At 31.9% G+C, this 15931-nt stretch carries 13 protein-coding genes and 1 pseudogene; 8 read left to right on the top strand and 6 right to left on the bottom strand.

The window, feature by feature from the left end; genetic code table 11:
- Window positions 1–215: 215 nt before the first annotated feature.
- The 4 genes from mazG to OF897_RS14040 all read left to right on the top strand — a co-directional run bounded on the left by mazG (window position 216) and on the right by OF897_RS14040 (window position 3943).
- Window positions 216–989 (top strand): nucleoside triphosphate pyrophosphohydrolase, encoded by a 774-nt coding sequence (mazG, locus tag OF897_RS14055; RefSeq protein WP_267266322.1) that lies wholly within the window; start codon window positions 216–218, stop codon window positions 987–989.
- The gene (locus OF897_RS14050; protein WP_267266321.1) at window positions 989–2068 is read left to right on the top strand and encodes an FUSC family protein; all 1080 of its coding nucleotides are present in this window, start codon (window positions 989–991) and stop codon (window positions 2066–2068) included. Before mazG ends, OF897_RS14050 begins: the two co-directional genes overlap by 1 nt.
- Window positions 2069–2253: 185 nt before the next feature.
- A complete protein-coding gene (locus OF897_RS14045; RefSeq protein WP_267266320.1) occupies window positions 2254–3120 on the top strand; it encodes a hypothetical protein in 867 nt (288 codons plus the stop codon).
- A 40-nt stretch (window positions 3121–3160) separates the two neighbouring features.
- Window positions 3161–3943, top strand: coding sequence for a hypothetical protein (locus OF897_RS14040; RefSeq protein WP_267266319.1), 783 nt, complete (start codon window positions 3161–3163; stop codon window positions 3941–3943).
- Between the two features lie 95 nt (window positions 3944–4038).
- Here the strand turns inward: OF897_RS14040 and OF897_RS14035 are convergent, their stop codons facing one another.
- Entirely contained in the window at window positions 4039–7752 is a 3714-nt protein-coding gene (locus OF897_RS14035; RefSeq protein ID WP_267266318.1) for a metallophosphoesterase, read from the bottom strand.
- Between the two features lie 26 nt (window positions 7753–7778).
- Here OF897_RS14035 and OF897_RS14030 point away from each other — a divergent pair, with 26 nt between their 5' ends.
- Window positions 7779–8948, top strand: coding sequence for a Pycsar system effector family protein (locus tag OF897_RS14030; protein ID WP_267266317.1), 1170 nt, complete (start codon window positions 7779–7781; stop codon window positions 8946–8948).
- 162 nt (window positions 8949–9110) lie between these two features.
- Here OF897_RS14030 and OF897_RS14025 read toward each other — a convergent pair whose 3' ends face one another.
- Together OF897_RS14025 and OF897_RS14020 are read right to left on the bottom strand one after the other, a co-directional pair.
- Entirely contained in the window at window positions 9111–11411 is a 2301-nt protein-coding gene (locus tag OF897_RS14025) for a GAF domain-containing protein (protein ID WP_267266316.1), read from the bottom strand.
- Window positions 11412–11564: 153 nt separating this feature from the next.
- A complete protein-coding gene (locus OF897_RS14020) occupies window positions 11565–12050 on the bottom strand; it encodes a hypothetical protein (protein ID WP_267266315.1) in 486 nt (161 codons plus the stop codon).
- 150 nt (window positions 12051–12200) lie between these two features.
- Here OF897_RS14020 and OF897_RS14015 point away from each other — a divergent pair, with 150 nt between their 5' ends.
- The 3 genes from OF897_RS14015 (at window position 12201) to OF897_RS14005 (ending at window position 14280) form a co-directional block, all read left to right on the top strand.
- On the top strand, window positions 12201–12776 hold the full coding sequence (locus OF897_RS14015; protein ID WP_267266314.1) for a Crp/Fnr family transcriptional regulator: 576 nt from the start codon (window positions 12201–12203) through the stop codon (window positions 12774–12776).
- 67 nt (window positions 12777–12843) lie between these two features.
- Entirely contained in the window at window positions 12844–13596 is a 753-nt protein-coding gene (locus tag OF897_RS14010) for an SDR family oxidoreductase (RefSeq protein WP_267266313.1), read from the top strand.
- A gap of 9 nt (window positions 13597–13605) precedes the next feature.
- Window positions 13606–14280 (top strand): succinate dehydrogenase cytochrome b subunit, encoded by a 675-nt coding sequence (locus OF897_RS14005; protein ID WP_267266312.1) that lies wholly within the window; start codon window positions 13606–13608, stop codon window positions 14278–14280.
- Window positions 14281–14364: 84 nt separating this feature from the next.
- Here OF897_RS14005 and OF897_RS21750 read toward each other — a convergent pair.
- From OF897_RS21750 to OF897_RS13990, 3 genes and pseudogenes are all read right to left on the bottom strand, one after another.
- Window positions 14365–14571, bottom strand: a pseudogene (locus OF897_RS21750) (IS1 family transposase); the annotation flags it as partial.
- A gap of 463 nt (window positions 14572–15034) precedes the next feature.
- Complete coding sequence (locus OF897_RS13995) at window positions 15035–15385, bottom strand: hypothetical protein (protein ID WP_267266311.1); 351 nt, start codon at window positions 15383–15385, stop codon at window positions 15035–15037.
- A 17-nt stretch (window positions 15386–15402) separates the two neighbouring features.
- Window positions 15403–15931, bottom strand: a 529-nt coding sequence (locus tag OF897_RS13990; protein ID WP_267266310.1) for a hypothetical protein, incomplete at its 5' end; no start/stop codon positions are given.

The following is a 15931-nucleotide window of genomic DNA, read 5'->3' as shown; positions in this document are numbered from 1 at the left end:
ATTTATGAATTCTCACTAAATGATATATAATACTTTCTGAAAATCTTTGATTTTCTGGTATCTTTAAAAAGGATTGAACTTAAAATCTTTGCACTTTTGTGAAAACCAACAAAATTTTTAAAGATTCTTTTGTTTTAAGATAAAAGAACAATACAGAAGATTTGCCGTAAATTTGTATTTCTTTTAACCTAAACCTTAATATCAACCTCACTTAAATGAATACCAGACAAGAAAAACTCGAAGCTTTCGGAAGATTATTAGACATCATGGATGATTTGCGTGAAAAATGTCCTTGGGATCAAAAGCAGACTTTGCAAACGCTCCGTCATTTAACCTTAGAAGAAACTTATGAGCTTTCTGATGCGCTTTTGCAGGAAGATTTAACGGAAATAAAAAAAGAGCTTGGTGACGTTTTACTACATTTGGTTTTCTATGCGAAAATAGGTTCAGAAAAAGAAAGTTTCGATATTGCTGACGTTATTAATTCATTAAACGAAAAACTGATTTTCCGTCATCCTCATATTTATGGAGATACTGAAGTAAAAGACGAAGAAGAAGTAAAACAGAATTGGGAAAAATTAAAACTAAAAGAAGGTAACAAATCTATTTTAGGCGGAGTTCCGAAAGGTTTGCCGAGTTTGGTGAAAGCCTACAGAATTCAGGATAAAGTAAAAGGAATTGGTTTTGAATTTCATGATGCTGAAGATGCCTGGAAAAAAGTAGAAGAAGAAATTCAGGAATTTCATGCGGAAACTGATTTAGATAAAAAAGAACTTGAATTAGGCGATGTGTTTTTTTCTTTAATCAATTACGCAAGAATTTCAGGTTTAAACCCAGATTCAGCATTAGAAAGAACGAATATTAAATTTATTTCAAGATTCCAGAAAATGGAACAGCTTGCAGCTGAGGCAGATTTAAAATTAGCCGATATGACTTTGGAGGAAATGGATGTGTTGTGGGAAAAAGCAAAGCTTCAAGATAAAAATTAATGAAAGTAAATCATCCTGCACAAAATAGATTTCAATATTTAATTGAGATTAAAAAAACAGAACGAAAATGGCATTTTCCATTTTTGGCAGCTTTGTGTATCGGAAGTCCGTTGCTTTTGGGATGGTTTTTAGGAAAACCTAATTTTGGAAGTTTGTCGAGCTTAGGAGCTTTAGTCATTTTATATTTTACCCAAGCTCCAATCAGTCAAAGGATGGTTCATTTGGCAGTGTGTGCTTTTGGGATGATATTTTCCTTTGCGGTAAGCTTATGTTTTAATTTTAATGTCTATTTTGGTGCTTTAGCATTGGGAATTGTCGCTTTTTTATCGCATTTTATCACCAATTATTATAAAATTCCTCCGCCTGGAAATTTCTTTTTCATCATGGTTGCGGCAATGGCGAGTAATTTTAAGTTCGATATGGAAATGATTCCAACACGGATCGGGCTTTTCGCAATGGGAGCTATTTTATCGTGTTCTTTTGCTTTTATTTATTCTGTTCTAGTCGAAAAATCTGCGGTCATCAATATTCCAAGAAGAACGTTCAGGAAAAAACGGTACACAAAATTCGTAGAAAGCGGAATTATTGCCGTTTTTATGACCTTAACTTTAATTGTTGGACATTTATTGAAATTCCAAAATACGTACTGGATTTCCATCTCGACGATTGCAATTATTCAAGGGCGAAATTTTGAACATGTACGACAGAGAAATCTCCACCGGATTATCGGAACTTTCGTTGGACTTGGCCTTGCGTGGAGCATTCTTTATTTTGATCCTGAGAAAATTGTGATGATTTTTATAATTATGATTCTTCAGTTTATTGTGGAATTGATGATTGTAAGAAACTATGGTTTTGCCGTAATTTTCCTGACTCCTTTAACGATTCTTCTTGTAGAAACTGGAAGTCTAATGCATCATAATGTCACCGAATTGATGGAAGCAAGATTAATTGATACCGTGATTGGTAGTTTAATAGGACTGAGTGCAGGATTTTTGCTCTATCATCAGCAAACAATTAATAATTTGGAAAAGAGTGTGAGATTTTCTTTTTTCCAGTTTAAAAAATTGAAGAAATAAAAAAAAATTAACCATTAAGATTCACTTAAGGATTTAAGAAATTGTAAGGAAACATCTGAGATATTCGTTAAGAGTGCACTCAGTTTAATTCAAGTTTATCGGAAACTTAAAAAAATCTTATCAAATCAAATGACTTAATGTTTAAATTTGAGTTCTGAAAAATCTTTTAATTAAAAAAGTAAATCATGAAATTTAACTACATATTCGCTTTGTTTTTATTAAGTTGCAATCCAAAAGCACAAGATTCTGCGACAAAAACTGATGTTTTAAGAACAGAATTTTCCCTTCCAAAAAAACTCAAAGAAGTTTCCGGAATTGCACTTTCTCAAGACCAAAAAACGATTTGGGCAATTGAAGATGCTGGAAATAAAAATGTAGTGTACGGTTTGGATTTAAAAGGAAATCTCATTGCAGATGTTTTGGTTGAAAATACTGAAAACAACGACTGGGAAGATATTACAAAAGATAAAGCAGGTAATATCTACATCGGAGATTTCGGTAATAATGAGAACGACAGACAGAATCTTTCAATTCTTAAATTAGATCTAAAAGATAATTCTCAAAAATCAACCAAAGTTCTTCAAACTACTAAGTTTCATTACGAAGGGCAAACTGAATTTCCACCTAAAAAGTCTAATTTACTATATGATTGTGAAGCATTTGTAGAAAAAGACGGTAGTTTTTATTTGTTTACAAAAAATAGAAGCAAAGGCTTTGACGGAACCTTTCTGGTTTTCCAAATTCCAAATAAAGAAGGAGATTTTGAAGCAAAATTAATTGGTAAATTAAAACTGGAAGGTGGTTATAACGATGCTGCCATAACTTCTGCTGCGATTAATTCTAAAGATCAGATTGTTTTATTAACGCACAAAAATATTCACATTCTTTCCGGATTTACTGCAAATGATTTTAATTCAGCTAAAATTCAGAAAATATCATTGCAACACAATTCACAAAAAGAAGCGGTTGTTTTTATTGATGATAAAAACTTGCTGATTGCTGATGAAAAGGATAAAAAAGAAGGTGGAAATGTATACCAATTTACCTTGTAGTTTCTAAATAAAAACTATTTTTGTAGCCTTAAAATTAACCATGAAAAAACTTTTTTATTCTTTATTCGTTTTAGGAATAATTTCGTGTAGTACAAGTTCTGATGATATGTTGGAAAACCAACAAATTCCAACAGATTTAGAGCCAAATAAAGCATTTGCTTATTATATGGAGTCTCCTAAATTATCATCACTTCAACCATCATGGTATTACACATTTAATTATGAAAATGGAAGGTTAGTAAAAATGACGGGTAAATTCGTAAAGTCAGAAAGCATATGGTTGCCAGATAGTTTTTATTCGGATCCATTTACTACTTTATCGTATCATAATAATCAAATAGAATTGAAATTTTCGAATGATACTTATCCTACTATTGTTTATACAATTGAAAATGATAAACCTAAAAAAGCAGAATTATATAATCAGTTTAATGAATTAATTACGGTTAAAAATTATACATATGAAATTGGAAAAATAAAAATATATTCTAAAACTTACACTTTAGAAACATATTACACTTATTATTTAGATTCAAATAATAATTTAATTAAAAGTGAAAAATTAGAAAAATCAGGTGGGTTAGACAAGACTCTAACTACTACAACATATTCAAATTTTGATAATTCTAAAAATCCGTTTAAAAAATTATATTTATTAAACGATAATTTCTACGAGAAGAGCTTGTCAAATAATAATTATAGAAAAATCAATTATACAATTCAGAACTTGGAAAATCCACAATATTTACCAGGAAATGGCAATGCAGAATGGGCTTATCAATATGATTTAAACGGTCAGATAGTACTTTATCACCAATTATAATACAAAAACCCGCAGAAATTTTCTGCGGGTTTTGTATTATATATTTTTTTGAAATTCTATTCATTTATCATGAATAAACATAAAGGTCAATTAACTTAGAAGTTCATTCCAACACCTCCGGAAATTCTTCCACCATCGGAGCCTGTGAAATAATCTATTCTTGCAGAGAATGATTCCAAAATATTTAACCAGAAACCTGCGCCAACACCTTGATGCCATTTGTCGGACTGTTCTCTATCCATCCAAACTCTTCCCAAGTCATAACCTACTAAAATTCCCATATTGGTCGGAACAATATTATTTTTCACTCTTCCAAAATCCCAACGAACTTCTGCATTATTCACTAAATATGATTTTCCTGCAAATCTTTCGTTTCTGAAAGCGCGCATTCCGTTGTTTCCGCCAATTGCTGCAGCTTGGTAAAATTCAAAATTATTATTGTTGATAATCATTGCATTGGTTGAACTGGCAAAAACAAATTTTCCTTTTTTATCAATTTTTCTGAAAAGATTCATCGTTCCCTGAAAGATTGCGAAATTTCTGTCGAATTCTGATAAATTGGCTTTCCAACCTGCATTTAAAATTAATTCTAAACCTAAAGTAGGGAATGCATTATTATCAAAATTTTTAAAGCTGAAAGTATAATTCGCACCGCCAAATTGTTGATTATCGAAAACTTCAGATCTTACATCAGGAGAAACCGCTACAAATCGGTCGTCATTTCTCTGAACTTTCGAGTTTTCAAAAGTCAGTTGAAACTGATGTTTCAGATTGAGCCAGCTTGTTTTTGAAATAGAGGGCGCAAATTTAATCTGTGAAATTCTCACACGGTTGTAATCACGATTATCTTCATCAGCATCATTTACACTTTCGTTTCCTAAACCAAAAAATGTTCTTGCAAAATGTGGAGTTGTGTAAGTTGCATCAATTCCTGCGTCCCAACCAAAAGCTGCTTTCTTGAAAATTCCTTTATAACCTAAATTAAATCCGCCTGTTGCAGTGTATAAATTAGCACTCAAACTATGTTTCTGAGTAAAGCGGGCACGAATGAAATTATTTACGGTATAATTAGCAACAATCCCTAAAATTACTCCATCATCGGGATTAAAATTAGCATTCGGATAACCTGCTACAAAGTTATATTTCGGATGTTTCCAGTTGTAAGTATTCACATCGTAATCATCAGAAATATGTTTTGTTGCTCCTTTTGTTTCGTAAGTATTTTTTTGAGATTTAAAATCATAAATTTTCACGTTTCTACCGTTCGAAACATTGTAAACATCATGATTGTAGCCTCCGATTAAACGAATATTTGTTTTTGATTTTCCGTCTCCTGAAACTTCGTAAATATCGTCATCATCCAAACCGTAGATCCAAAGTTCTTTTGTTTTTTTACCATCGTAAATTTTCTCAAAAACGAGTTCTTCCGGTTTATTTTTATGGATTTTATATTGCTTTACTTCAACTGATTTTTCATTTTTTATAATGACAAATTTGTCTTTATCTAAAGTTCCTACCAATGGCACTTTTTCCTGAAGAATGTTATAATATTCAACTGCATTAGCTTCGATTTTGTCTTTTCTCAGTTTTAATTTTCTCTGAATATCGGCAATTGTTTCATCCTGAACTTCTTTTGGAAGATTTTTAAAAGCATTATCAATATCTGCATCGGTAAGATTTTGCTGAATAAATTTTGCCTGTTCGCTCCAGTTTTTTTCGGTAGAGCCTTTTAAGAAAATCAAATCTAACGGATAGGGTTCCATATTTACCCATCGCACATTTTTCACTTCATCTTTGAAAGATTTCATGTGGCGAATCATCGGGATATTCATGATAAAATAGAAAGCAGCGCCGTCGTAATTGCTGAAAGCTTGATCTCTGTCTCTCGGAATTGGTTTGTAAATAACCTTGTTTCCAACTTTATATTCAGCCCATTTCCATTGGTCTTCGTGACGATCCCAGTCTCCAATCAACATATCAAAAATTCTTGCTCTAATATACAAATCCTGATCAATAGAATATTTGCTGTCTTTTCGCATGTTTTTCAGAACATCAGAAGTTGACAGGATATCAGTAGCATTATCCAAAGATTGTAAAGTTTTAGAATCAGATGAAAAACGTTCTTCGATCATGTATAATTCGTCACCGTAATTTTCATTGTACTTTCCTAAAGATTTTTGTTTTGGAATATAAAAAAGCTCAGGATTGCTGTGGAAAATTCCCAGCTTATCAATCATATTATTGACTGCAAAACCGGTGAAAGGGTGATTGGTGGTATAAAAATCAAGCAAAAATCTTTCAGGGAAAGTATTGTTTAATTCATTTCCGAAATCATTTTTCTTAAAAGCTTGAGCATTTAGAAAACGGGTTGCACTTTTTTTGATTCCGCGCATGACGAACTCCTGTCCGTCATTGGTTCTCAGACGAAGGCTGTTCGATTGATTTCCGCCACCTTCTCTGAATGGCGAATAACCAGGATTCAAGTCTGAAAGGTCTTTGGTTTTTGCATCAATCGGAAGTGCGTAATATTTTCTGTAATGATCTCCCCAAAGCCAACGATAAACTTTCCCTTTTTGAGTTAGTTTTTCAGCATAAACTGTTGAAGTGTAACTTGCAGGAATTGAACTTGGAAAATTATTTTCAAATACATTCGGTTTAGAAATAACTGAAATCTGAGTCAGTTTTTCCAGTTTATTATTCTTTGTTGAAAAATATTCAACGTCTGAACTTTGATCTTTTCTTAAATTTAAAACAGCAAAACCGCTTCCACCGTAAGAGAAATCTGTTTTCTCAACAATTGTCGAAGGATCAGTCTTTGAACCAGCTCCGCTTATAATTTGTCTGATATTTCTGTCCTCGTGATATTGTAAATTGTGATCGTGACCTGAAACGAAAATTACATTTTCTTTATCCTGAACAATACTTTTCAGTCTGTTGGCAAAATCTGCATAATGTTTATTGCTGATGTCTTCCATACTTGCTCCGGAAGAGCTTCTCAACGTATTGATTACAGTCGCAACTCCGGGAACGGGAACTTTTCCTTTGAAAGCCGCAAGGTGAGATTTAGCAGAATTAAATCCGGCATGAACTCCCGAACTAATTACCGGATGATGAAGAGCAACAATAATTCTTTTGTCCTGATTTTTAGTAATTAAATCTTTAAATTCAGTATAAAAATCTTCTCTGGTTTTAATGTCGCAACCTTTATTGATTCCCGGCTGTTTATCCCAATTAATTAGAGCCCATTCAGAATCGACTACAATCAGTTTAATATCTTTAGTTAAATTAATATCATCAATCGGACAGGAGTTTTTAGGAAGGAAAGATTTTTTATCATTGAGATATGTTTTCACAAACTCTTCCTGAGCTTTCAGACCATCTAAACCGTGATACCAATCGTGATTTCCAGGAATAACTAATGTTTTACCTTTAAAATTTTTAGTAATAGAAAGTTGATTTTCCATTTTCTGTTTTGCCAAAGGATATTCTTTATCGCTTTCTTTTGGCATTCCGAGAGGGTAGATGTTATCACCTAAAAAGATCAGCATCGAATTGCTGTTGGCAGAATCTATTTTGTTTTTAAGAAAATCTAAAGTTTGCTGAGATTGCATTTCTTCAGCATTTCCTGCATCTCCAACCAAGAAAATCTGGAAGTCATTTTCTGTTTTTTGTTCAGATTTTTGTACTTCATGTAAGTTTTTACCCTTTTTTACGTTGTAGGTAGCACAAGATAAAAGAAGTCCCGAAAGGAAAAGTGTTTTTCCTGCCGGTGATATTTTTTTTAAATAAGATTTAAAGGATAAATTCATACATTTACATTAAGAAAAATTTGGTGATGAGCATCTTAGACAAAGCTAAAAATTATGTTGAAAACTTATTCAAAGATAAACTATCTTCTGTTTACTTTTATCATAATTTTATCCATACCACATACGCTGTTCAAAAAGCAGATGAAATCATAAAGCATACCAATTTGTCTGAAGTTGACAGAGAAAAAGTTTTGCTTGCATTGTGGTTTCACGACGTTGGCTTTACCGACTGCAATGCAGAAGGTCATGAACAACGAAGTACGGTTATCATGAAAGAATTTTTGAAGAAAGATAATTTTTCTGATGAATACATTGATGAAGTTTCAAAACTGATTTTGGCAACGGAAAAATATCATCAGCCTCAAGGACTTTTGGAAGAAATCATGAAAGATGCTGATTTCAGTCATTTTGCAAGTCCGTTTTACAATGATTCTGCCGAAGCTTTACGTAAAGAATGGGAATTAACGGGTGGAATGTGTTTTTCAAATGACGAATGGAATGTAATGAATGTGGATTTTCTGAAAAACAAGCATAAATATTTCACAGATTACGCCAAAGAAAATTGGGAGCCGCTGAAAATGAAGAATGTGAAAAAGCTTGAAAAAAAGCTTGATAAAGAAGATAAACCAAAGAAAGATTTGGATAAATCTGATAAAAAAGATCAAAAATCGGATAGGAGTGTAGATACTTTGTTTAGAGTGACGTTGAATAATCATACAAGATTAAGCGATATTGCAGACAGCAAAGCGAATATTTTGCTTTCTGTAAATGCTATTATTATTTCGGTTTGTCTTTCTGTTTTGGTTCCTAAACTTGATGCTCCGAAAAATACACATTTGATTATCCCAACTTTTTTCCTTTTGATATCAAGTGTAATGACAATTATTTTTGCCATTCTTTCGACAAAACCGAATGTAACGAAAGTGAATTTTACCAAACAGGATGTTGCAGACCGAAAAGTAAATCTTCTATTCTTTGGGAATTTTCATCAGATGAATTTTGATGATTATTTGGGTTCGATGCATGATTTAATCAAAGACCGTGATTATATTTATGATTCAATGACTAAAGATTTATACTTTTTGGGAAAAGTTTTAGATCGAAAATATAAACTTCTTTCGATTACGTATCAGATTTTTATGGCAGGAATTGTGATTTCTGTATTGTCTTTTGCGTATGCTTTTTTGACATTGTAATTATTTGATGCGTTTTTAGATAACGCTCCTACGGAGCGCAACATTCAAAGGAATTCTACTTTCTACACAGATTTGCTCCTATGGAGCAATAAGATAGGTTGAACTTGTAAGTATGATTGGTTTTGTTTTGGAAATTATTAAATAAAACAGAAAGAGAGATTTTTAAGCCAAAGAAACTCTTATCGCCAATAAACCTGAAATTCCCTGTAAATCTTCGACTTTTAAGAATTCAACATCATTTTTAAGAAGACCATTTTTCTGAAGCGTATTGATGTACTGAAGATATTCTTTCTGATTTTCTAAACCGAAATAAACAATCACAATTTTTCCGGGACAGGTAATTCTCTCGTCGGAGTTTTTGATGTGTGCTTTGTCAATACGTTTTTTGATGATTTCATAATAAGAATTATAAGCGCCATCGATGTCAAAGCGCTTTTCATCCATTCGGAAACGAATGTCGAGTTTTTCATTATAAACAAAAATCAACGAAGCAATATCTAAAGGAATAGGCAAATTTTGTTTGAATTTCTGAAACTCAATTTCCATATTACAGATGGTTTCCAATTGCCAAAATCTAAGCTGATGTACATCTTTCTGCGAATAATCTGCATCAGGCGAAATGTTTTGTCCGATATACAAATTATGTTCTACACCATCAGATTTAAACCTTTCATAATAATGAGGAAAAATTTCCTGAGCTTCAACCTGACTTTTATCTAAAACATCGGCTAATTTTCTGTTCACCAAAGTGATTGATTCATCTAAACTGCGGCGTTGACTATAAAAAAGCTGGTTTTGTAAAGTGATTTGCGAAGTGTATGTTTTGATCTTATTTTTTACTTCTTCCGTTGCATTGGTTTCCAGCTTTCCCTGAAGATAGGGATGAATTTCTTCACGGAGAAGTCGCTGAAATCTTTGTTCGGTATCGGCTTTTATTTCATTATTCAGTTCGTTCTCAAAAATTTCTAAGGCTAAAAGATATTTTTCTGAATCTGAATTAATTAAAGTGAAAATAGTATGAAGACATTCCAATTGATGATTCAGGTCAACTTTCATCAGATTAAAACGTTTTTCAGAAGAAGCTCTAATGTCTGAAAAACCAAAAAGAGGCGTTAGATTTTTAAATGAAATCTGCTTTAAAGTATAAATTTTCTTTGATAAAAAAGCATTGAAATATTTTTCGGCTTCATTTCTGAATTTCCAAACTACAGAATCGTGGATGGAAGTATATTCACGCTGAATAATCGCTTCAATCTGATTATTTCTTTCAAAACTGAAACGGTTGAGTGAAAATAGGATCATGTCGATGAAAGATTCCATTTTCTTTAATTTTAAACCGTTTAAACTGTTCGCTATTGGTGAAGTAAACTCCATAATTGCCAACAATTCGCCATCTTTCATAATCGGAATAACCATAAAGCTGCGGATTCCGGTACTTTTTAAAATATCAAAAGAAGGCATTTTTTTTACTTCTTCATCAAGTTTATCAATATCTGAAATGACAATTGGTTTTGAATTGTAATTTATGTTTTCAAAAGCAGTTTTTCGTACTTCTTCATCGAAAGTATTCAACCAAAAATCGAGAATATGACTGGTGAAAACATTTTCATAAATCGGAAGGGTTTCGAGTTTTTTATCTTTTTGATTGAAAAGCATTAAACCAAAATTCAGATCGGCAACATCAAAATAAGATTTAAAAATCTCCTTTAAATTTTCATCAGGGGTAGGATTTTCAAGATCCACTTTGATGAGTGTTGATTTCAAATCTGATAAAGCCACTTCAGAAGTACAATCAATAAGAGAAATAATTGCAAATCCGCTCAAAATCCATGACTGAGGTGGAAAATACTTTTTCCAAAGTCTGATATCATCAATATTTTCCAACAACATTGTAACAGTATCTTGGTCGGGAATTTTTGTGTCTTTATCGGGATAAACATCTGTAAAATCTGAGTTGACTGTAATTTTATAATGTTTAATAATTCCTTCTTTATTCGGAATATCATAGTAGAGTGGGAGTGTCGCTCGTAAATCTGCACTAAAATGTACCTGTAAAATAAGACAACAGCAGAAAATATAAAACTCATCTTCATCTACTTCCCTGAACCTGATTTCGAAGTCGGTTCCTGCATCTGCCAAAATATTTTTAAATCTTTCGGTATAATTGAAAGTAATATTTGCCAATGGAATACTTGCCGCCTTAATTTCATTTTTCGTTAAACCTGTCGGAAAGAGATCTGCCAATAAAAGTCTGATGAGGTCTTCGTGTTTTTCAAGCAGCGAAAGATCCTGAAATCCATCTCGAAGTTCTTTGAAGTTTTTTGTTTTTTCGATTAACGATTCAGCATAGTTTGCACGATATTCTAAACGGTCGTTGTATCGGATATGCTCTAACACATCCAAATATTTTTTGAACGAAATAAATACCTGAAACGGACTATCTTCTTTGTAAAGCTGCGACAAAATCTGAAAAAATTGTAAAGGTAAAGGTATGAAAAAAGGATTTTAATGGCGAATAAGAAGCAACGAATATTTGAAAATATTATTGTTTAAAAGAAAAACCGTTACTAAATAATAACGGTTTTTCTTTTATCTGTCTTGCGAAAGAATTAGGGCTTATTTCTTAGGCTTCAAAGACAAGTTGTCTACGTAAACAGCTTGATGAATTCCATTTAGCATAACTTTTAAACCTAAACTTGCATCTTTTTTCAAAGAAATGTTGATTGTTTTTTTATCGCCTGTTATTTTTGAAGCTTTCACAATAGAAGCATACGATTTTGTATCGGCTGGATTGTTAACTGACAATATTTCAAGTGTAGTTTCTCCTCCGTTGTCTGAAATGTCAAAAGATAATGTATAGTTTCCTGCTTTGATTTTTGGAGTCACCAAAACCATGTTTTCTTTTGGACTCATCATCGAATAAAAAGTTACTTTTTTATCCTTTGCGTAAAGCATTGCTTTTCCAGGTTGAGCAGTCCAACATTTGTCGATATCTTTCCAAGTATCAAAATTTTCTGTAAGTGTAGAAACTGTTTTACACTGTGCATTTGCTGTTAGAAATCCTCCAAAAGTAATGATTCCGGCAAGTACTATTTTTTTCATAAGTTATTTATAAATTATCGAGTAAAAATAGTTAAAAAAGATGTTGTTGTAAAGTTAAAATTTAATTATTTTGAATGATTATAAATGTTTTTTATCATACATTAAGATTATTAATCTGAAGAAAACGTATCTTGTATAAAACTATAAACCATGCCTAATCAATTGTATCAACATATTGTAACATTAATTCCGGCTTTTGAAAGTGAAGTTGAAAAAGTGCTTCATTATTTTGAAAAACAGAGTTTTCCTAAAAATCATATTGTGATTAAAGAAGGAAGTAATGTAGATTGTTTTTACTTTGTTTTAAAAGGTTGTATGCAGATTTATTTTACGGATAATTTAGGAAACAAGAACACGATTCATTTTGCCATTGAAAATTGGTGGGTGACAGAATACAATGCTTTCTTAGGTAATCCTGGAACTCAATTTAATATTGCAACTTTAGAAGATACCGAGGTTTTAATGATTGAAAAGGAAAAATTCGAACAGTTGTTGCTTGATTTTCCGTTTATGGGAATTTATTTTAATAAGGTTCACATGAGAGCTTATGGTGCTTCATTGTTGAAACAGAAAACTTTTGCTACAGTCAGTAAAAAAGATTTTCATTATTATTTTTGCACCCACTATCCTGATTTGGTAAGACGTTTTCCGGATGATGTTTTTGCTTCTTATATCGGAATTTCCATCGATGAACTGGATATTTTAAATCAAAATTTTCGTTCTTAAACCAGTTTAAGATTTTTCAGACCGAAGTTGATGACCTTTGTTTTAGTAATTAATAAAAATTAAAACAATGAAAATAGTAATTATCGGAGGTACCGGTCTTATCGGTTCTCAACTGACGAATCTTTTGAAAAATCAACATGAAGTTATCGTTGCATCACCCAATACAGGAGTGAATACTTTAACCGGCGAAGGTTTGAATGAAGCTCTTGAAAATGCAGATGTTGTGGTAGATGTCTCCAACTCGCCATCTTTTGCGGACGATGATGTGATGAATTTTTTCAGAACTTCTACAACCAATCTTTTGGAAGCCGAACAAAAAGCAAATGTAAAACACCACATCGCTTTATCGGTTGTAGGAACTCAAAAACTAAGCGAAAGTGGTTATTTCAGAGCAAAACAGGTTCAGGAAAAACTTATCGGAGAATCATCAATTCCTTATTCTATTGTTCATGCGACACAGTTTTTTGAATTTGCTGGCGGTGTTGCAGCTTCAAGTGTAAAAGAAAACGGAATGTTTGTAACTGATGCTTTGGTACAGCCGATTGCAAGCTCAGAAGTTGCAGCATTTTTAGCAAAAATAGTAGACGAAAAACCAAAATTTGGGATTGCTGAAATTGCAGGTCCTGAAAAAATGCCAATGAATAGTTGGGTTGAAAATTATCTGAATGCAATGCAACGTCCGTCAAATATTACTATTGAAAAAAATGCTCCTTACTTCGGTGCCGTTTTGGAAAATGATACTTTAATACCTGAAAAAGCAGTTTTTGAAAGTAAGATTAGATACGAAGACTGGATTTCTAATCCTCAAAATCAAAGATAAACTTTCACTATGAACGGATTCAGAGTTTTTTTGACAAGTTCTATCGGTAGAAAAGTTGTAATGGCAGCGACAGGTTTGTTTCTCATCAGTTTTCTGGTGGTGCATTGCGGAGTTAACGCTTTGATATTTTTCAACGATGGAGGAGAGACTTTTAATATTGGTGCCCATTTTATGGGTACCAATCCGGTTATCCGGACTATTGAGATTTTTCTGATTATTGGTTTTCTGGTTCATATCATTCAGGGATTAATGATTTGGTGGCAGAATAAGAAAGCAAGACCTATTGGTTATGCCATTAGTAAATCTTCACAAAACAGCACTTGGTACAGCCGAAGTATGGCGTTATTGGGAACTTTGTTACTTTTATTTTTAACCATTCATACGTCCAACTTTTGGATTCCCAATCGAACGAATCAGTTTGTTCATGGTGAAGAGCTTCCACTTTATGAAATGATGCTTGAGAAATTTCAGAATCCGCTTCAGGTTCTTTTGTATGTGTTTGGTTGTTTCTTATTGTTTGGGCATTTGCTTCATGGCTTCAAGAGCGCTTTTCAGTCTTTGGGTATGAATCATTCGAAATATAATTCTTTAATATTTTTTTCGGGAGCTGTATTTTCCTATGTCGTGCCATTTATTATGGCGATGATGCCTGTTTGTATTTACTTGGGATGGATTGGAGAATAGGTGGGTTTTCAATATAGAAGTGTTGAAAATAAAATATTAAAATATAAAGAATATTTGTAAACCAAACTTACATAGGCTCTAAGCTCAAGAGAAGCCCCACCAAAAATATATTTTTAAAATAGAACTTAGAACGACTGTACTTCGGCTGAAACAAATAGTCTTTCTATTCAATCTTTTCAGATGAGTTCTCAAATTGAGATTTTTTCTTTCAATTCCATTGGTTTCAAATCTTTTTGTGCTGTGAATTTCTTTTGGAATTAAATATTGATAATTTCTGAGTTTATAGGTATATTCTAAATCATCTATTTCCTGTAAAAAACCTTTATAATTTTTTTCATTCCTCTTTAGGTCGGTAATATTTCCATTAAAGTCATAATTCATGGTTTCGTTATAAAAACCATTCTGCGGGAGGGTAGAATTAGGTTCCTGATATAAATCCGCAGTTAATCTGTTATAAGATCTCACCAACACATTTGGAACATGAGTAATTTTCTACTTTCATATTTTTACTTTTTATTTACAAAAACAAAACGAGTAATCATTTAGATTACTCGTTTTTTGATTGATTTTTATTTAATTACTTTGGTAAACCACATTCATAGAAGAAACCAACACGTTTGAAACATTACCATATTTCCTTTATATGAAAAAAAAAAATTTACTTTTTTTAAATCTATCATGGTATAAAAATATTATTATATTTTATTCTATCAAAAAAGAAGAGCATTATTATACTCTTCTTTTATAATTAAATTTATTTATAAAAATAATACCAATTACCTGCATATTCCCTATCAATAGTTTCTTGAGATTGAAAATCTATAAATATAAGTTCTATAGCCGATCGAGGATAATTATATTTTATTAATAAATTCTTTAACATATTCATTAATAAAGTGTCGTTTTTAAGTTTATTTTTTTCTTTATCACTTTCAATACAAATCCAAAAAACAAGATTTTTAGGATTAATATCATAAGCACCAAAATAATCAACTCTGACTTTTTCTGAAGTAAAACTTGATACTTCTTTTCTCATTTCATCTTTAATATCTAGAATTTTTCTCTTGATATTATTTTTAGAATATAAAAATTTAAAAATACTCATATATTTTTTTTAATAAATTAAGGAAAAACATAATGATAACGAAATCCAATACCATTTGATTGAAGTATTGGGGCTTCAAGCGTTCTCCAAATACTACCATTATTGTATTTTACTGTATTTATAAATACATTAGCGGTCCCCTCTGTTCCCGTAGCATAAGCTTTTGATGTAACTTGCCATAAAGGTTTCATTACTTTCCAAGATAAATCTCTACCTAATATAGTTTCAGTTCCTTTTCCTATTGTTGAAAGTGTTCTTCCTACTCCTGTCATTTCTAAAGTAGTTCCTCCTGTAGTTATTGCATATTCCATCGCAGATGATAATGCTTCTCCTCCTCCAGACCAAAAAACTCTATTTGAGTTTGAGGAAATTATTTTGGAATACAAATTAAGCCCTAATTTTCCAAAATTTACAGCTTTCCAACCTGCCGACAACAATGCTCCACCAGCAAACTGAATTGGCAGTTCTAAAAACAATCCTCTTTCTAAAGCTCCAATAGACTTTCCAATCTTAGTTTCGTTGATGGCTGTTTGCCAAGCGCTCATT

The organism is Chryseobacterium formosum (assembly GCF_026460885.1).
In the GTDB taxonomy this organism is placed as follows: Bacteria; Bacteroidota; Bacteroidia; order Flavobacteriales; family Weeksellaceae; genus Chryseobacterium; species Chryseobacterium formosus.
This window is presented reverse-complemented; position numbering and strand designations above follow the sequence as displayed.

Bases quoted from the DNA above. Each gene is read 5' to 3' on its own strand.
- OF897_RS13995 (WP_267266311.1), bottom strand. From the start codon at position 15,385: ATGAGTATTTTTAAATTTTTATATTCTAAAAATAATATCAAGAGAAAA.
- mazG (WP_267266322.1), top strand. From the start codon at position 216: ATGAATACCAGACAAGAAAAACTCGAAGCTTTCGGAAGATTATTAGAC.
- OF897_RS14010 (WP_267266313.1), top strand. From the start codon at position 12,844: ATGAAAATAGTAATTATCGGAGGTACCGGTCTTATCGGTTCTCAACTG.
- OF897_RS14015 (WP_267266314.1), top strand. From the start codon at position 12,201: ATGCCTAATCAATTGTATCAACATATTGTAACATTAATTCCGGCTTTT.
- OF897_RS14050 (WP_267266321.1), top strand. From the start codon at position 989: ATGAAAGTAAATCATCCTGCACAAAATAGATTTCAATATTTAATTGAG.
- OF897_RS14020 (WP_267266315.1), bottom strand. From the start codon at position 12,050: ATGAAAAAAATAGTACTTGCCGGAATCATTACTTTTGGAGGATTTCTA.
- OF897_RS14030 (WP_267266317.1), top strand. From the start codon at position 7,779: ATGAGCATCTTAGACAAAGCTAAAAATTATGTTGAAAACTTATTCAAA.
- OF897_RS14045 (WP_267266320.1), top strand. From the start codon at position 2,254: ATGAAATTTAACTACATATTCGCTTTGTTTTTATTAAGTTGCAATCCA.
- OF897_RS14005 (WP_267266312.1), top strand. From the start codon at position 13,606: ATGAACGGATTCAGAGTTTTTTTGACAAGTTCTATCGGTAGAAAAGTT.
- OF897_RS14040 (WP_267266319.1), top strand. From the start codon at position 3,161: ATGAAAAAACTTTTTTATTCTTTATTCGTTTTAGGAATAATTTCGTGT.
- OF897_RS14035 (WP_267266318.1), bottom strand. From the start codon at position 7,752: ATGAATTTATCCTTTAAATCTTATTTAAAAAAAATATCACCGGCAGGA.